General features: G+C 64.7%; 17 protein-coding genes. 11 read left to right on the top strand and 6 right to left on the bottom strand.

The window, feature by feature from the left end:
• Positions 1-154: 154 nt before the first annotated feature.
• Together H7A86_RS05780 and H7A86_RS05785 are read right to left on the bottom strand one after the other, a co-directional pair.
• A complete protein-coding gene (locus H7A86_RS05780) occupies positions 155-712 on the bottom strand; it encodes a ferritin-like domain-containing protein (RefSeq protein WP_104649799.1) in 558 nt (185 codons plus the stop codon).
• 43 nt (positions 713-755) lie between these two features.
• Entirely contained in the window at positions 756-1238 is a 483-nt protein-coding gene (locus H7A86_RS05785; RefSeq protein WP_104582349.1) for a peroxiredoxin, read from the bottom strand.
• A gap of 162 nt (positions 1239-1400) precedes the next feature.
• On the opposite strand from H7A86_RS05785, the gene H7A86_RS05790 reads away from it, so the two are divergent.
• The 9 genes from H7A86_RS05790 (at position 1401) to H7A86_RS05830 (ending at position 12201) form a co-directional block, all read left to right on the top strand.
• Complete coding sequence (locus H7A86_RS05790) at positions 1401-1877, top strand: Hsp20/alpha crystallin family protein (protein WP_104582350.1); 477 nt, start codon at positions 1401-1403, stop codon at positions 1875-1877.
• 140 nt (positions 1878-2017) lie between these two features.
• Positions 2018-2908: a DnaJ C-terminal domain-containing protein gene (locus tag H7A86_RS05795; RefSeq protein WP_115676307.1), complete on the top strand. Its 891-nt coding sequence runs from the start codon at positions 2018-2020 to the stop codon at positions 2906-2908.
• 527 nt (positions 2909-3435) lie between these two features.
• Positions 3436-3822 carry a twitching motility response regulator PilH gene (gene pilH / locus H7A86_RS05800; protein ID WP_115676308.1) on the top strand — a complete coding sequence of 129 codons (387 nt, stop codon included), beginning with the start codon at positions 3436-3438 and terminating at the stop codon, positions 3820-3822.
• A 586-nt stretch (positions 3823-4408) separates the two neighbouring features.
• On the top strand, positions 4409-5548 hold the full coding sequence (hflK, locus tag H7A86_RS05805) for an FtsH protease activity modulator HflK (RefSeq protein WP_119130909.1): 1140 nt from the start codon (positions 4409-4411) through the stop codon (positions 5546-5548).
• Positions 5548-6411 (top strand): protease modulator HflC, encoded by an 864-nt coding sequence (gene hflC, locus H7A86_RS05810; protein WP_039523939.1) that lies wholly within the window; start codon positions 5548-5550, stop codon positions 6409-6411. The genes hflK and hflC overlap by 1 nt, the downstream gene beginning before the upstream one ends.
• Positions 6412-6841: 430 nt before the next feature.
• A complete protein-coding gene (locus H7A86_RS05815) occupies positions 6842-7306 on the top strand; it encodes an REP-associated tyrosine transposase (protein WP_119130910.1) in 465 nt (154 codons plus the stop codon).
• Between the two features lie 165 nt (positions 7307-7471).
• Positions 7472-7657 (top strand): DUF2065 domain-containing protein, encoded by a 186-nt coding sequence (locus H7A86_RS05820; protein WP_039407247.1) that lies wholly within the window; start codon positions 7472-7474, stop codon positions 7655-7657.
• Between the two features lie 413 nt (positions 7658-8070).
• Positions 8071-9363: an adenylosuccinate synthase gene (locus tag H7A86_RS05825; RefSeq protein ID WP_046341959.1), complete on the top strand. Its 1293-nt coding sequence runs from the start codon at positions 8071-8073 to the stop codon at positions 9361-9363.
• A 174-nt stretch (positions 9364-9537) separates the two neighbouring features.
• Positions 9538-12201, top strand: coding sequence for a M1 family metallopeptidase (locus H7A86_RS05830; RefSeq protein WP_119130911.1), 2664 nt, complete (start codon positions 9538-9540; stop codon positions 12199-12201).
• A gap of 69 nt (positions 12202-12270) precedes the next feature.
• Here the strand turns inward: H7A86_RS05830 and H7A86_RS05835 are convergent, their stop codons facing one another.
• The 4 genes from H7A86_RS05835 to bdcA form a co-directional block, all read right to left on the bottom strand.
• Positions 12271-13593, bottom strand: coding sequence for a Smlt3024 family type IV secretion system effector (locus H7A86_RS05835; RefSeq protein WP_180708045.1), 1323 nt, complete (start codon positions 13591-13593; stop codon positions 12271-12273).
• A gap of 23 nt (positions 13594-13616) precedes the next feature.
• Positions 13617-14480, bottom strand: coding sequence for a Smlt3025 familytype IV secretion system inhibitor (locus H7A86_RS05840; RefSeq protein WP_119130912.1), 864 nt, complete (start codon positions 14478-14480; stop codon positions 13617-13619).
• A gap of 201 nt (positions 14481-14681) precedes the next feature.
• On the bottom strand, positions 14682-15545 hold the full coding sequence (locus tag H7A86_RS05845) for a Smlt3025 familytype IV secretion system inhibitor (protein ID WP_119130913.1): 864 nt from the start codon (positions 15543-15545) through the stop codon (positions 14682-14684).
• Positions 15546-15799: 254 nt separating this feature from the next.
• Complete coding sequence (bdcA, locus tag H7A86_RS05850) at positions 15800-16513, bottom strand: SDR family oxidoreductase (protein ID WP_119130914.1); 714 nt, start codon at positions 16511-16513, stop codon at positions 15800-15802.
• 71 nt (positions 16514-16584) lie between these two features.
• On the opposite strand from bdcA, the gene H7A86_RS05855 reads away from it, so the two are divergent.
• On the top strand, positions 16585-17181 hold the full coding sequence (locus tag H7A86_RS05855) for a TetR/AcrR family transcriptional regulator (protein WP_119130915.1): 597 nt from the start codon (positions 16585-16587) through the stop codon (positions 17179-17181).
• 130 nt (positions 17182-17311) lie between these two features.
• Positions 17312-17848: a MarR family transcriptional regulator gene (locus H7A86_RS05860; RefSeq protein ID WP_119130916.1), complete on the top strand. Its 537-nt coding sequence runs from the start codon at positions 17312-17314 to the stop codon at positions 17846-17848.
• Positions 17849-17902 lie beyond the last annotated feature (54 nt).

The raw sequence follows: 17902 nt of genomic DNA on the forward strand, positions 1-17902 counted from the left end.
CTGTCTGTTGCATCATCGAGTCGACTTCGACTTCGACTTCGACTTCAACTTCAACTTCAACTTCAACTTATCTTCGACTTCGACGTCGTTGTCGATGCGACGCCACCATCGATCGCAACGCATCGCTACGTTGCAATCACGCGGCTCGCTCAACTCACTCGCCGATCCAGCCTTCCAGCAGGTCCGCAAACTCGTCGGCATGCTCTTCTTCCTGGGCCAGGATGCTTTCCAGGATGCGCTTGGTGGTGGTGTCCTTGTCGCCGATGAAGTCGATCATCTCGCGGTAGCTGTCGATGGCGATGCGTTCGGCGATTAGGTTCTCCCTGACCATGTCGCGCAGGTCGGTGCCTTCCTTGTATTCGGCATGCGAGCGCTTGGTCAGCGTGTCCGGGTTGAGGTCCGGTTCACCGCCCAGTTGCACGATGCGCTCGGCAAGCTTGTGCGCGTGTTCCTGTTCCTGCTGCGCATGCTCCAGAAACTCGCCCTTGACCGCGTCGGCAAGCATGCCCTTGGCCATGAAGTAGTGGCGGTAGTAGCGCAGGGTGCACACGTACTCGGTGGCCAGTGCGGTGTTGAGCAGGTCGATCACCGCCTCGCGGTCGGCGTGGTAGCTCTCGGTGATGGCACCGTCTTCGATGCTCTGGCGTGCGCGGCTGCGCAAGGTGGCGGTATCGGTAATGCCGGGGAGTTGCTTGGCTGGCTGGGTAGACATGGCTGGCCGGTTTCCTTCTGAGTGGACGGGGGGAATCAATGCATCAATCGGGTAGGTGCTGCAGCACGTAATCGGCGGCAGACACCTTGAATTCGCCAGGTTCTTCGACAAACAAGGCCTTGACCACGGCATCGTCGGCATACAGCGCGTAGCGGCGCGAGCGCAGGCCCATGCCCGAGCCGCTGGCGTCGATCTCCAGGCCCAGCGCGCGGGCCAGTTCGGCGTTGCCGTCGGGCAGCAGGTGCAGGCCGTCGGGAATCAGCTGGCTGCGGCCCCAGGCCTGCATCACGAACGGGTCGTTGACCGCGGTGCACAGCACTTCGATGCCGCGTTTACGGAATTCATCGAAATGCTCCACATAGCCGGGCAGGTGCTTGGCCGAGCAGGTCGGGGTGAAGGCGCCCGGTACCGCGAACAGCAGCACCTTGCGCCCCGCGAACAGGCTGTGGGTGTCGACCGCCTCGATGCCCTCACGCAGGCGCTTGAGCACGACTTCGGGAATGCGGTCACCAACGTGGATGGTCATGGGGCGGGCTCCTGTGGCTGAACGAATTCTAGAAAGGGGCAGGGGAAAAGCGCGTCAACGCGCTTGAAATCCGCAGCCGCACGCCTATCTGACGCACATGGCCGGCGCAACGTGCGCACGCCGCGGCAGCCGGCCCCTCACCCAACCTTTTGGAGGCTCGCAATGAACATCGTTCGTTATCCCCAGTGGCCCACCCACGCGCTGCAAAACGAGATCAAGCACGTGTTCGACCGTTTCTTCGAGCACAACGGCGACACCGACGAATCGGCGGTGGTGACCGCGCAGTGGGTGCCACGCGTGGACATCAAGGAAGAGCCCAATCACTTCGTGCTGTATGCCGACCTGCCGGGCATCGACCCCAGCCAGATCGAGGTGCAGATGGACAAGGGCATCCTGTCGATCAAGGGCGAGCGCAACAGCGAGTCCAGCACCGAGACCGAGCGTTTCTCGCGCATCGAGCGCCGTTACGGCAGCTTCCACCGCCGCTTCGCGCTGCCCGACAGTGCCGACCCCGACGGCATCACCGCCGCCGGCCATAACGGCGTGCTGGAAATCCGCATCCCCAAGCGCCCGGCGGCCACCCCGCGCCGCATCCAGGTCGGCACCGGCCAGGACACCAGCGGCGGCACGGTGCAGTAAGGCCGCAAAACCTGGAGCGAAGCGGCCTGCTTCGCTTCCCGGCGGCAACCGCACCGTAGAATAGGTGCGGTTGCCCGCCCGGCTGCGATATGACTGGCTCGTGGCCTCGGCTGCGGGCCGTTTTTTTCAGAGGTGATTAGATGGAATTCAAGGATTACTACGCAACGCTGGGCGTGGAGCCCAGCGCAGGCGATGCGGAAATCAAGACCGCCTACCGCCGGCTCGCGCGCAAGTACCACCCCGACGTCAGCAAGGAAGCCGGCGCCGAAGACAAATTCAAGGCCATCAACGAAGCCTACGAGGCGCTGCGCGACCCGGCCAAGCGCAAGGCCTACGACCAGCTCAAGGCACAGGGCTTCCGCCCGGGCGACGAGTTCCAGGCCCCGCCCAGCTACGGCGGCGGGCAGGGCTACGACTTCGAGGAAGTGTTCGGCAATGGTGGCGCCGGTGGCGGCTTCAGCGATTTCTTCGAAAGCCTGTTTGCCGGCCAGCGCGGCGGCCGGCCGCGCGGCCCGGGGGCTGGTGCCGGCGCAGGGCCGCAGGCGCGCGGCGATACCCGCGCCAAGCTGGCGGTGCCGTTGGAAGCGGTGTATGCGGGCGACAGCGTGCGCATCACCATCAACGGCAAGCAGCTGGACGTGCGCGTGCCCAAGGGCGTGCAGCCTGGCCAGGTGATCCGCCTGAGCGGGCAGGGCAATGGCGGCGGCAACCTGCTGCTGGAGATCGAATACGCCGCGCACCCGCAGTTCGAGGTGGACGGGCGCAACATCCTGTACACCCTGCAGGTCATGCCCTGGCAGGCGGCACTGGGCACCACGATCAGCGTGCCGACCCTGGGCGGGGCGGTGGAATTGAAGGTGCCGGCCGACTCCGACGCCGGCCGCAAGCTACGCCTGCGCGGCCGCGGCCTGCCGGGCGCCACCCCGGGCGACCAGATCGTGGAGCTGGAAATCCTGGCCCCGGCTCCCACCGACGATGCGCAGAAGAAGGCCTACCGCAACCTGGCCAAGGCGTTCGGCGAGTCGGTGTAGGCGGCGTGGGGTGACGCGGAAAATGGATGGGGGGTCGGCAGGCAGGTGGTGCGCCAGTGAACGTCGATCTGCGCGGTTGAATCTCCGCCGTCCCTCGTCCGGCGCTGTGCGCCCCCTTCTCCCGATGGGAGAAGGGAGCAATCGTCCTTCTTCGTCTAGGGATTGGGGTAAGGGCTCGGTGGGCAGGGGCGTAATGGTGAACGTCGATCTGCGCGGTTGAATCGCCGCCGTCCCCTCATCCAGCGCTGTACGCCCTCCTCTCCCGATGGGAGAAGGGACCCGTCGTCCCCCTCGTATCGATGAGGGATTGAGGGCAGGGCAGCATGCACGTAATACGTGGGCGAGTGGCCTGCTGCGACGTTGTTGCATCCAGCTGCGTCCTGTCCAACGTAGTAAGTGTTGGCTGAGGCGATCGCGCCGCGCCACCGGATCACGCCTCGTAACGGCATCGCCGGGCGCACCGCCTGGCCCAGCTACCGCAAGCGCGGCCGGCGCACTACACTCGCCGCGCACACTAGGGGAAACACATGGCACGCATTCTGATCGTCGACGACTCGCCGTCGCAGCTGCTGGGGATTCAGCGCATCGTCGAGAAGCTGGGGCACGAGACCATCACTGCAACCGATGGTGCCGCCGGCGTGGAAGCGGCCAAGTCTTCGCTGCCGGATCTGGTGTTGATGGATGTGGTGATGCCCAACCTCAACGGCTTCCAGGCCACCCGCACGCTCAAGCGCGAGCCGACCACCCAGCACATCCCGGTGATCCTGGTGACCACCAAGGACCAGGACACCGATCGCATGTGGGGCATGCGCCAGGGTGCACGCGCCTACATCACCAAGCCGTTCTCCGAAGACGAGTTGCTGGAAGTGATGGAGCGCGTGTTCAACCAGAAAGACGAACCGCCGATGGCGTGAGTGCGGCGACGAGGGGGGAGCAGGGTTGGCGGACGCGTTCCGGACTGCGTTGTGCCAGCGCAGCATCGCCCCAGCCGCATGCCCCTCAGCGCTGATGCCAACGTCAGCTGCGCCGCCAGTGCCGTTTGGACACCGATGCCCGCCTGCCATCGGCGGCATCCTGCGCCGCAACCCGGGGTCGGCAAAGCGCAGCGGTTGCTTGGCCTGACCGCGACCCTGGGCTATCCAGCCAGGCCAGACGCCGGATCGGTCGACTGACAATGGCCACGCGTCAGCGAGCAGCACGATGTCGTCGGCGTCATCGTGCAGCGCATCGCAGGCCGGGTCCGCGTCCAGTCTCGGCGTGATCCCCATTGGCCAACTCCAGAACGCGCGCCCGGTGCTTGCCCCCAGATCGCGCTGACACCGTGTCCTTCCCCGTCTGCGAACCCGGCCATCGGCTCGATCCACCCCAGCGGCTAAACCGGGACGCACCAATTGGGGCCTTTCAAAACGGTCGGTCTGCCCCATCTAGTAGAATCAGCGAATCAACAACACGGCGGCACTGCGGGACTGGCCCGCACAGCCCCTCGATCATGGAGCGTGCATGGCCTGGAACACACCCGGCAACAAGGGCGGAGACGGCCCGGACCCCAACCGTCGCAGGTCCTGGGGCCCGCGTGGTGGTGGCAACGGTGGTGGCTGGGGCAATCTGCCCGCCCCGTTGAAAGAGCTGTTCGATGGTGGCGTGGGGCGCTGGATCCTGGTCGCGGTGGTGCTGATGGTGCTGTTCTCCAGCTTCCAGCTCATCGGCGAACAGCAGCGCGGCGTGGTGCTGCGCTTCGGCCAGTTCTCGCGCATCCTGCAGCCCGGCCCGAACTTCAAGCTGCCCTGGCCGGTCGAGTCGGTGCGCAAGGTCAACGCCACCGAGATCAAGACCTTCAGCAACCAGGTGCCGGTGCTGACACGCGACGAGAACATCGTCAACGTCTCGCTCAACGTGCAGTACCAGATCAGCGACCCGCGCAAGTACCTGTTCGGTTCGCGCAATGCCGATCTGGTGCTGGAGCAGGCCGCGCAGAGTGCCGTGCGTGAGCAGGTCGGCCGTTCCGACCTCAATACCGTGCTCAACAACCGCGGCCCGCTGGCCATTGCCTCCAAGGATCGCCTGCAGGCGGCACTGGACGCCTACAACACCGGCCTGGCCGTCACCGGCGTGACCCTGCCCGACGCCCGCCCGCCGGAAGAAGTGAAGCCGGCCTTCGACGAGGTCAACGGTGCCCAGCAGGTGCGCGAGCGCCTGATCAACGAAGCCCAGGCCTACGCCGCCAAGGTGGTGCCCGAGGCACGCGGCCAGGGTGCGCGCACCCGCACCGGCGCCGAAGGCTACAAGCAGGCGGTGATCTCCAAGGCCGAAGGCGACGCCGATCGCTTCACGCTGTTGCAGGAGCAGTACGCCAACGCCCCCGAGGTCACGCGCAAGCGCCTGTGGCTGGAAACCGTGCAGAAGGTGCTGTCGGAGAACCGCAAGGTGATCGGCAGCGATGGCCGCCAGGTCATCTACGTGCCGTTGCCGGCCGACGCAGGCAAGTCCGCCAGCAACAGCGGCACTACGGGCAACAGCGGCATGCCGTCGATGGTGCCGCAGGATGTGCTGTTGAATCCGCCGCAAACCAGTAGCGGCAGCGAGGGCATCCGCAATCCGGAGCGCGGCCCGCGCCCGACCGGCCGTGAGGGAACCGAATAATGAAGAATTCGCTAGTCATCGGCCTGATCGTCGCCGTGTTGCTGACCCTGATGGGCTCGGTGTTCGTGGTGCGCGAGGACCAGACCGCCATGGTGCTCAACCTGGGCCGTGTGGTGCGTGCCGACCTCAAGCCCGGCCTGCACTTCAAGATCCCGGTGGTGGAATCGGTGCGCGTGTTCGATCGCCGCTTCCAGGTGCTGGACACCGCCCCGGCGCGCTACTTCACCGCCGAGCAGAAAGACGTCAGCGTGGACTTCTTCGCCATCGGTTACATCTCCGACGTGCGGGCGTTCTATCGCGCCACCGGTGGTGAGGAGTCGGTCGCCAATTCGCGCCTGGCCCCGATCATCACCGACTCGCTGCGCAACCAGATCAACTCGCGCACCCTGCAGCAGCTGGTCTCCGGCGACCGCAGCGAATTGATCGCCAACCAGCTCAAGGGCATCAACGGCGCCATCAAGGGCTTAGGGATGCAGATCACCGACCTGCGCATCAAGCAGATCGACCTGCCGACCGACAGCCAGGTGATCACCGACGTCTACGAGCGCATGCGCGCCCAGCGCAAGCAGGAAGCCAGCAAGCTGCGTGCCGAAGGCGAAGAGCAGGCCCTGACCATCCGCGCCCAGGCCGACCGCGAGTCCACCGTGATCGTGGCCGACGCCGAGCGCGATGCGCAGAAGCTGCGCGGCGAAGGCGATGCCGACGCCGCCCGCATCTACGGCCAGGCCGGTGCCAAGGATCCGTCGTTCTACGCGTTTTATCGCAGCCTGGAGGCATACCGCGGCTCCATGACCGACGGCAACGGCGTGGTGGTGCTGGACAAGAACGACCCGTTCCTGCAATACCTCAAGAGCGATCGTTGATCGCTGGCTGATCGCTATGCCTTGAAACGACAACGCCCGCCTAACGCGGGCGTTGTCGTATGTGCCTCTCACTGCCGGGCAGGCAGACGCGCGCCCACCGTAGGAGCGCACCCGGGCGCGACTGCTTTACCGGGAATGCCCGTCGCGCCCAGGTGCGCTCCTACGCGTGGCGCGTGTGGGCCGATGGATCGGGCAGATGGCGTTTCGTGGACTGCGATGGTGGTGGGTATGTCCGGAGTCCGCAGCTGCCTGGCGCGCCTTCCCCGTCGGGTTGGCCAGACTCGACCCGGTAGGAGCGCACCCGGGCGCGACGGGCCTTGCCGGCCGACCCCGCTGATTGCCTTTGACAGGCAGCCGCCACATGGATCCCTAGCGCAGAACGCGGCAACTGCCGATATCTCGCGTGGTCCAAGGCCGTCAGCATCGTGCCATGGCCAACATCGACACTCCCGGGCATCGCGCGCTGCGCCGTGGCAGGCAGTCTTCGCCCAACAGCGCTTACCTGCTGACCACCACGACATGGCAGCGTCGCCCTGTGTTCGCAGATGTTCTGCTGGCCGCAGCGGCCTGCCGCGCGTTCACCGCGGCAACGCCCTCCGACGCCAGGCTGCTGGCCTGGGTATTGATGCCGGATCATGTGCATTGGTTATTGCAGCTTGGAAGCACCACCGGGTTGGCCAACGCCGTCTCATGCATGAAAGCGTGTGCAGCGCGCGCGGTGAACGATCAGCGCCAGCATCACGCACCGGTCTGGAGCCGCAGCTACCACGACCACGCGTTGCGCAAGGACGAGGACCTGCACGCAGCCGCGCGCTACCTCATCGCCAATCCCCTCCGTGCCGGGCTGGTCAGCCGCGTGGGCGATTACCCGTTCTGGGACGCAATCTGGCTTTGAGAGGTGATTAATGCGCATCCAAACCCCGGCATCCTCGTAGGAGCGCACCCGGGCGCGACTGCTTTACCGGCAATGCCCGTCGTGCCCGGGTGCGCTCCTACGGTGGGGCGTGGCGGGGCGCCGAACCGGGCACACTGCAGTTTCCACGTTGTCCTGGTGTTGCTGATGCACGAGTTCCTGTCCGCGTTATGCCTGATCGCCGTCATCGAAGGCCTGCTGCTGTTCGCCGCGCCCGCCGCCTGGAAGCGGATGGTCGAGCAACTGTTCAGCCTGCCCACGGCCCAACTGCGTGCCATCGGCGGTGTGACCCTGGTGCTGGGCGCGATCGCGCTGTGGATCGTGCGTCACTGAGTGGGTGGTTCCGACCGCAACGGGCAGCGTAGGAGCGCACCGGGGCGCGACAGGCATTACCGGTGAAGCAGTCGCGCCCGGGTGCGCTCCTACGACCCGCGATGGGGGCTTGGGATTGCCAGGGACCGGCAGCGCCCGGAACACCGCGCAACCGATGGCCAGCCGCAATCCGACCAGCTCCCCGATCCGCCGTTCGCCGGGGGTAGTGCACGTCACCGGAAACCCGGATAATGCACAAAAGCCGGCCGGGCACGCTCACATAGAGCACCTCGTTCGGCTTTTTCCGTGTCAGGGCTTTACGCGCCGCTGCAAGGCTCTCCGATGGAGCCGCGCGCCAGGCGACGCCGCCAGCCGTGAACCGGTCCCATCCCGCGGCCCCGATGGCCGCAGCAAAACTCAGGAGTTCACCCGTCATGGGTCAGTCAGTTGTCGTGCTCGGTGCCCAGTGGGGCGATGAAGGCAAAGGCAAGATCGTCGATCTGCTCACCGAAGAGATCGGTGCGGTGGTCCGCTTCCAGGGTGGCCACAACGCCGGCCACACGCTCGTCATCAATGGCAAGAAGACCGTCTTGCACCTGATTCCGTCCGGCATCCTGCGCGACGACGCGCTGTGCCTGATCGGCAATGGCGTGGTGATCTCCCCGGCCGCGCTGATCAAGGAGATCAGCGAGCTTGAAGGCGCCGGCGTGGAAGTGCGCTCGCGCCTGAAGATCTCTCCGGCTGCGCCGCTGATCATGCCGTACCACATCGCCCTGGACCAGGCGCGCGAGAAGGCCGCCGGCGGCAAGGCCATCGGCACCACCGGCCGCGGCATCGGCCCGGCATACGAAGACAAGGTGGCCCGCCGCGGTATCCGCATCGCCGACCTGCACTACCCGCCGCAGCTGGAAGAGCTGCTGCGCACCGCGCTGGATTACCACAACTTCGTGCTGACCAAGTACCTGGGTGTGGAAGCGGTGGACTTTCAGAAGACCTTCGACGAGGCACTGGCCTTCGGCGACTACGTGCAGCCGATGAAGTCGGACGTGGCCGGCATCCTGCACGACCTGCGCAAGCAGGGCAAACGCGTGCTGTTCGAAGGCGCGCAGGGCGCGCTGCTGGACATCGACCACGGCACCTATCCGTACGTCACCAGCTCCAACACCACCGTCGGCGGCGCACTGGCCGGGACCGGCGTGGGCGCTGACGCCATCGACTACGTGCTGGGCATCGCCAAGGCCTACGCCACGCGTGTGGGCGGCGGCCCGTTCCCGACCGAGCTGGACGACGCAGTGGGGCAGGGCATCCGCGACCGCGGCGCCGAGTACGGCGCCTCCACCGGCCGCCCGCGTCGCTGCGGCTGGATGGACATCGTCGCGCTCAAGCGTGCGGTGGCTATCAACGGCATCTCCGGCCTGTGCATCACCAAGCTCGACGTGCTCGATGGCATGGAAAAGCTCAAGGTCTGCATCGCGTACGAATACCGCGGCAAGCGCACCGAATACGCCCCGCTGGACGCGCAGGGCTGGGAAGAGTGCACCCCGGTGTACCTGGAGTTCCCGGGCTGGACCGAGAACACCCACGGCATCACCGAGTGGGACAAGCTGCCAGTGGCCGCACGTGCCTACCTGCGCGCGCTGGAAGAACTGGCCGGCTGCCCGATCAGCATCGTCTCCACCGGCCCGGACCGTGACCACACGATGGTGCTGCAGGACCCGTTCGCCTGATCGGCTGAGGCCTATCGCGGCATCGTCCAACGGCCCGGCTTGTCCGGGCCGTTGGCGTTTGAGGATTACTGAGATTTGGCATGACTTTTGGCGGTGCCTGCGTGCCCGGTTCCGGCGGATCATCCGCGGTCTGGCGCCGTTGCGTGCCCACTTCGTCCCCATCGAGAATCTCCCATGCGTCTTCCCCTGGTGACCGCCATCGCACTGGCCCTGGTCGGTACAAGCCCGGCTGTCTCCGCCTTCGCAGCTGCGCCGGTGCCGCCGAGCGCCGAGGCTTCGTCCATCACCACCCAGTTGCCGCGCACAGCCAAGCCCACGCACTACGCAGTGGAGATCACTCCGCATGCTGACAAGATGCGCTTCGACGGCAAGGTCGCCATCGATATCAGTGTGCTGCAGCCCACCGACCAGATCGTGTTGCAAGCGGCCAGCTTGAGCTTCGCGCGCGGCACGCTCACGCAAAAAGGCGGCAAGCCGCAATCGGCCAAGATCAGCACCGATGCCGAGGCGCAGACCGCCACGTTCGCGTTCGGCAAGTCGCTGGCAGCGGGCGAGTACGTGCTGTCCATCGATTACAGCGGCGTGATCAACACGCAGGCCAATGGCTTGTTCGCGCTGGATTACACCACCGCGCAAGGTGCGCGCCGCGCGTTGTTCACCCAGTTCGAAAACTCCGATGCGCGCCGCTTCATTCCTTCCTGGGACGAGCCCAACTTCAAGGCCACTTTCGACCTGGCGATCAATGCGCCGGCCGGGCAGATGGCGGTGAGCAACATGCCGGTGGCCTCGTCGCGGCCGAGCGCAAACGGGCGCACCCGCATCGCGTTCCAGACCTCGCCCAAGATGTCCACGTACCTGCTGTTCGTCAGCGTGGGCGATTTCGAGCGCGCCACCGTCACCGCCGACAATGGCACCGAGATCGGTGTCATCGCGCAGAAGGGCAAGGTGGGTCAAGCGCAATTCGCGCTGGAATCCGGCCGCGATGTGTTGCACGAGTACAACGCCTACTTCGGCATCCCATACCCGCTGCCCAAGCTGGACAACATCGCCGCGCCCGGGCGCAGCCAGTTCTTCAGCGCCATGGAAAACTGGGGCGCGATCTTCACGTTCGAATACTCGTTGTTGCTGGATCCGGCGGTGGCCAACATCGATACCAAGCAAGGCGTGTTCACCGTCGCCGCGCACGAGATCGCGCACCAGTGGTTCGGCAATCTGGTGACCATGGCGTGGTGGGATGACCTGTGGCTCAACGAAGGCTTCGCCAACTGGATGGAAGCGCGCACCACGGCAAAACTGCATCCGGAATGGGACATCGACAAGACCGGTCCGGCCAAGAAGAGCCGCCTGGCCATGTGGCGCGATGCGTATGTGACCACCCACCCGGTGGTGCAGCACGTGGCCACCGTGGAGCAGGCCAGCCAGGCCTTCGACGCCATCACCTACGCCAAGGGGGAGGCAGTGATTGCCATGCTGGAAGACTATGTCGGCTCGGATCACTGGCGCGACGGCGTGCGCAGTTACATCAAGCAGCATCAGTACGGCAATGCGGTGACCGACCAGTTGTGGCAGCAGATCGACGCCGTGGCCCCGGGCAAGCAATTCACCCAGGTGGCACACGATTTCACCCTGCAGCCGGGCGTGCCGTTGATCAAGGCCAGCACCCGCTGCGTGGGTGGCCAGACCACGGTGACGCTGGAGCAGGGCGAGTTGACGCTGGACCGCCCCGACAAGCAGCCGTTGCGCTGGCATGTGCCGGTGGTCGTGCGCAGCGGCGACGCCACGCCGGTACGTGTGCTGGTAGACGGCACCGCCCAGGTGCAGGTGCCGAGCTGCGACGCACCGGTGGTGGTCAACGCCGGGCAAAAAGGCTACTTCCGCACCTTGTATGCGCCCGCACAGTTCAAGGCGCTGACCAGCAGGTTTGGCGCGCTGCCGGTGGTGGATCAATTGGGCGTTTTGAACGACACCGACGCACTGGCCGACGCGGGCATGCAGACAGAGGCCGATGTCTTGGATCTCACCGCACAGGTGGTAGTCGGCGCATCGCCCGACGTCTGGGACATGGTGGCCGGCATCTACGATGGTGTGGATGGCAGCTTCGAGCATGACCCGGCAGGGCGCGCCGCGTGGCGTGCCTATGCAGTGCCGCGCCTGTCGGCCGAATTCGCAACGCTGGGTTGGGACAACCGCGATGGCGACTCGGCGCAGATCCAGCAGTTGCGTACCCGCCTGATCGCCAGCCTCAGCGACATGGGCGATGCCGCCGTGATCGCCGAGGCGCGCCGGCGCTTTGCCGCTTTCCAGGCCACTCCCGCATCGCTGTCGCCGGCGCTGCGTGACAGCGTGCTGGGTGCGGTTGCGCGCAATGCCGACACCGCCACCTGGGACGCCTTGCATGCCTTGGCCAAGCAGGAAACCTCGTCAATGGTGCGCGACGCCTATTACGATTTCCTCTCCATGCCCATCGACGAGGCGCTGGCCAAGCGCGCGCTGGCACTGGCGTTGACACCAGAGCCGGGCGCCACCACCGGCGCAAGCATGATCGACCGGGTCGCCTCCCAGCATCCGGAGCTTGCCTTCGATTTCGCCGTGGCGCATCGCACGCAGGTGGACACACTGGTGGACTCCACCTCGCGTGCCCGCTACTACCCCGGCCTGGGCATCGACTCGGCCGAGCTTGCCACCGCCGACCGGATCAAGGCCTATGCCGAGCAGTACATCGCGCCCACCTCGCGGCAGGCCGCAGACAACGCCATCAACACGATCCAGACGCGGGTGAAGCTGCGGGCGGCCTCGCTGCCGCAGATCAAGGCGTGGTTGAAGGCACGCAAGCGCTGAGCGTTGCGGCCATCGCAGCACAGGAAACAGCCCGGCCTTGCCGGGCTTTTCTTTGCCGCGCTGCCGGCCTTATCCCATGCGCATCGACGCATTCTCGCGCTGCCGGTCCGCCTCCTGCTGCTGGCTCTGCGCCAACGCCTGCTGGCGGTCGGTACTGGCCACCTCCAGCTGCTGCAGCGACTGCGCCACCGGCGTCTGCACAGCCACATCGGTCGGCATATGGGCGCGCAGGTGCGCCGGGTTGTTCAACTCGCCCTGCACCACAAACACGTGGCGGCCGGCCGGGCTGTCGGCGGTCTGTTGGCTCAGCACCACATGGTCGGCCCGGTCCAGGTTGTTCTGGCGGGCGAGGGTCATCACGCTGGCGATGAGGCGCTCGCTGCTCTCGTCCGGCGTGCGCCCGGCGTGCGCATCGATGGCGCTTACACCCGCACGCACCTGCTGCAGCAGTGCGTAGTCCCGGTGGTCAGGGCCGATATCGGTCAGTTTGGTGGGCGCCTGCGTCCGATCCGGCAGGCCGTCGGCCGACGCCGTGAACGGGCTGCGGGTGATGGAGCGATACGGGTCGTCTTCGTGGAACTGCGTGGCTTTCTGCTGCCGCTCCAGGCGCACGGCGCGGGCATCATCGAGTTCGGCGATACGGCCGGCATTGGTTTCTTCGCGCATGGACAGATGCCCGCCGCCAGCGCTGACGTTCACCCACTTCTGTTCTTTCTCGAAGTACATCGCGTAAAAGCTGTTGCTGCCGATGACGTTGGGGTCGACGGCGGAGCGGCCCTCCAGCATCTGGATCGCCTCGGTGGTGCCGAGCTTGGCCAGGTACTGGCTGCCGGCCGCCAGTCCCATCTGCGCAAAGGTCTCGTAGCCCGTGTTCCCGATACGAGTGGCACCGGCAGCTTCGTTGTCGAGCATGTTGACCCAGATCTGTTCCAGCTTCTGGGAGCCGCTTTTTTGCTCGGCTGCTTCTAAAAGGACGCGAGGTGTCCAGCAGTTGGGGTCGAGTTGGTGAAATTCGAATGCTCGATCATGTGCAGTCATCACATCCTTGCCAGGAAGGTTCAAGGCCAGGTCCGGGCGGCGCTGTTCCATCCAATGCATCCGCTGCGCCAAATCCTGTTTGACCAGCGTCTGCCCGAATACCTCCCATTGGCGCTCACTCAGTTCGGCATTGGCAAAGCGCGATCCGTTGTCGTGTTGCTGCCTGGCGTAATCCTGCGCATAACTGTTTGCCACTTGGCCGGGCAAGCTGTCATTGCGAACGACACCCAGTGCCAACGTTCCGTAGCCATCGGCACCTGGCAACTGGGAAAGATAGTTCCAGTAGAGTTCGCGGTTGCCATCTCTGGCATAGCTGGTCAGGACAGCCAAATCCTTCTTAGTCAATCCACTCATGATTCACTCCTGTAATGGGCGGATTACTGCACTTTGGTTCGCGCCAGTACATCCCGTACTGCGTCTTCCATGCGCTTCCAATCCTTCAGGAACGCCCTTTTGTAGGTCAACCTGATTGACAGCTTATTCTCGATATCCGAGAAATAATGAAAGCAACCGGCGGAAACTGCGCCATCCTCGTCGATGACCTGATCACCCTCCAGGCGCACGCCATCTCCTCGAAACTTTTTGCTGTCGCATTTGATAAATGTCGTCAGGTTGCCCTTTGGTCCGCGCGCGACATACCAGTCGTCTTCGTAGCCGGGGTTACGTGTTGGTGGTTTGCCATAGCGTGCTTCGTATTCTTTCGAAAACCCTGCCATCTTTGCTTCGTCAATGGTGTATAGCATTAGCCCCATGGTCTCGGTTTGGGCAATGCGTAAGTCCAGGCGATCTCTTGGATCTCGGCGTTCCACCGAACCGTCTTCAGTGATGGCCTCGTTGGACGACAGCCTCTCCAGCGATGTTTCGATGGGTGCGCGGTCGATGTAGTCGATCGACACGGAAATTTCTTTCCGGAAATCATTCGTACGCGGGTTGGCCCGTGCCCCGGGCGGGGTGGGGGTCATGCCTGGCCACTCGATGACAAGCGTGACGCCTTCGCCCGGCCATGGCGCGATCTGGCTGTCCAGGTAGTTGGCGGGGATGCGGAAGGTGTTCGGCCCCAGCTTTACGTCAACCGGAGCGTCCGAATAGGTGTGCCCGTTGATGGTGCGGCCTGTGGTGACGTTGTCTGGCATGGGGGAAGTCCTTTTCTGTTCGGGTGATGGCGTCCGTGCACAGGCACTGCCGGTCACAGCGACGGCGAGTGCAAGGGCCAGGCACCGGCCGGATGACATCATGTGCATTGGTCAATCCATTGCGGGGTTCGCCGCAAACTATAGACAAATCAGCATTAACGCGACAGCCAAGGTCGAGCCAGCGATTGCGTGTGCAATACCCCGGAAGAATGGGAGAGCGATCACTTGCGGCCAATAGGAGCATACGCGTGGATCATGATTTTTGGCGATGTAACAGCAGCTCGCCATGCGTGTTGACCAAAGTGTGGATTACCCAACTTTGGTGCGTTCCAAAACGTCCCGAATCGCTTTTTCCATACGTTTCCAGTCCCTTAGAAACGCGCGATGGTAGTTGAGCGTGATGGATAGTTTGTTCTCGACATCTACAAGGTAGTGCGTACATCCGGCGATAACTGGTTCTTCTTCGTCAATGACTTGGTCGCCCTCAAGCAGGATGCCGTCCTTACGAAACTTGGCGCTATCGCACTTGATGAAAGTGGTGAGATTGCCGCTGGAGTCGCGCGCGACGTACCAATCGTCCTCAAACGCGGGGTTGCGCGTCGGAGGTTTGCTGTAGCGGGCCTCGTACGCTTTAACGTACACCGCCATCTTTTCTTCATCGATAGCATACGGCGTCAATCCGAGTGTTTCAGGCTGTGCAATACGCAGATCGAGTCTGTCGACGGGATCACCCCGTTCGACCGAGTCAGGCTCGGTAAGCGCTTCGTTAGACGAATAACGTGCCAGCAATCCCTCGATGGGGACACGGTCAACATAATTCATGGAGGCATGGATCTCCTTGCGGAAATCATTCGTGCGCGGGTTCGCCCGCGCACCGGGCGGGGTGGGGGTCATATCTGGCCACTCGATAACCAGCGTCACCACCTCGATGGACCACGGCGCGATCTGGCTGTCCAGGTAGTTGGCGGGGATGCGGAAGGTGTTCGGCCCCAGCTTTACGTCAACCGGAGCGTCCGAATAGGTGTGCCCGTTGATGGTGCGGCCTGTGGTGACGTTGGCTGGCATGGGGAAGGTCCTTTTCTGTTCGGGTGATGGCGTCCGTGCACAGGCACTGCCGGTCACAGCAACGGCGAGTGCAAGGGCCAGGCACCGGCCGGATGACATCATGTGCATTGGTCAATCCATTGCAGGGTTCGCCACAACTATAGGCAACCTGGGTTCAGCGCGACAGCAAGGACCAAGCCTGCGATGACCCGTGCCATGCGCCGCATGGCATGGGAATGCGATCACGCGCTGCCGGCAGGAGATGCCGGTGAGTCAAGATGCTGGCGGTGCAACGTCAGCTCGCCATGTGTGTTGACGGAGGGCGTTTGCCGCCATCGGTCGCACGTGTCTAGCTGCAGTGCCATCAACGCAGCGTTGCCGCGTCACGCCCCAAACGCACCGTCGATCGTATGCATCGCCCCGGTGACAAAGCCCGCCTCCGGGCCAGCCAGCCAGGCCACCATGCCGGCCACTTCCTCAGCGCGGCCGTGGCGCTTGATCGCCATGAAGCTGTGCATCAGGTCTTTCATCGGCCCGTTTTCCGGGTTGGCGTCGGTATCGATCGGGCCTGGTTGCACCACGTTGATGGTGATGCCGCGCGGCCCGAAGTCGCGGGCCAGCCCGCGCGCCAGCCCTTGCAGCGCGGATTTGCTCAGCGCGTAGGACGCCATGCCGGGCAGCGGCATGCGGTCGCCGTTGACCGAGCCGATCACGATGATCCGCCCGCCGGGCGGCATCTGCCGCGCGGCCTCTACGGCGGCGTAGTAGGGCGCGTGCACGTTGATGCGGAACAGCCGGTCCACCGCGTCCGGATCCTGGTCCAGGGCATCGCCGAACAAGGCGATGCCGGAGTTGACCACCAGCACATCCAGCGGCCCGCTGCGGCGCACCGTATCGATGACCGCATCGCGGTCGGCGCTGTCGGCCAGTACCGCGGTGCTGCCGGTGTCGCTGGCCAGGCGCTGCGCCGCCTCGGCAGAGCCGGCGTAGGTAAACGTCACCCGTGCGCCCTCGGCCACGAAGCGCCGCACGATGGCGGCCCCAATTCCCCGGCTGCCACCGAGCACCAGTACCGACTTGTCTTTGAACGCTGACATGCACTCACCTCGCAATTAATGTAACGAGTAATACATAATAGATTTCGTCTGCCGTCAAGAATTTTGTAATAATGACTACAGAAAACTCCCGAGCCCGCGGGCGGCCGCGGGCGTTCGACCCGGATCAAGCGGTCGCCACTGCGCAGCAGTTGTTTCATGCGCGCGGCTACGACGCACTAAGCGTGGCCGACCTCACCCAGGCGCTGGGCATCAACCCGCCCAGTTTCTACGCCGCCTTCGGCAGCAAGGCCGGCCTGTATGCGCGCATCCTCGACCGCTACGCGCAGACCGGGGCCATCCCGCTGCCACAGATTCTGGACACCGAGCGCCCGCTGGCCGACGCGCTGGCAGACGTACTGGAGCAGGCTGCGCGCTGCTACGCCGCAGACCCCGTCGCCACCGGTTGCCTGGTGCTGGAAGGCACGCGCAGCAACGACGCGCAGGCGCGCGAGGCGGCCTGCGGTTTTCATGTCGCCGCCCAGGCGTTGATCCGCTCCCACATCGCCAAGCAGTGCCCGCACGACGCAGACCGGCTGGCCGATTTCGTCAGCACCACCATGGCCGGGCTGTCGGCCAGCGCCCGGCATGGGCAGAGCCTAGAGCGTCTGCTGGCGAGCGCGCGGTTGGCGGGGGAGGCGCTTCGGGCAGCGCTGCGAGGAATTGGGTGAGCGTGTCTGGCTTTCGCCGTTGAGCAGTAGACCCTCGCTTAGTCAGAGTGCTTAGCGAAGACTGCTTGCAAAAACAGCTCTCTCGCTGGATATTCCATATTCCGGAATATGGAATAAGGCGGGCTCGGCTGTGGAACTAAAGCCTCAGGATCTGGTGGTGCTCTACAAACAGGTCGCCCAGGCGAGCCAGGCCTGGACGTATGCATCGCTTGGAGAGGCGCTGGGCATGAGCGCCTCCCAGGTGCATCGCAGCGTCAAGCGCGCGGTGGCATCCGGCTTGGCGTTGGAAAAAAGCCGCGGCGAGTGGGAGACAGTGCGCACGGCGCTGCACGAGTTTGCGGTTCACGGCGTGCGTTACGCCTTTCCTGCGGTCATCGGGCCGTTAAGGCGTGGCATTCCTACGGCCTTTGGTATGCCCCCACTGTCCATTGCCATTGCCAGCTCCCCAGGGGATGCACCGGTGTGGCCAAGCGCGCAGGGCACAGCCAAAGGCCCCAGCTTGTTGCCGTTGTCGGCCGGTGCGCCCAACGCTGCGCTGGCAGACCCTGCCTTGCATGAGCTGCTGGCGCTGCAGGACGCCCTGCGCAGCGGGCGGGCCCGCGAGCGCACGCTGGCAGCGCGCTATCTCAAGCAATTGCTGGGGATTGGCGATGCGGCTGGGTCGTAGCTCTGGTTCTTTGGTCAGAACCAGCACCACCTGTAGTCAGCAGCTAAAATGCTC

This window comes from Xanthomonas euroxanthea, assembly GCF_903989455.1.
In the GTDB taxonomy this organism is placed as follows: domain Bacteria; phylum Pseudomonadota; class Gammaproteobacteria; order Xanthomonadales; family Xanthomonadaceae; genus Xanthomonas; species Xanthomonas euroxanthea.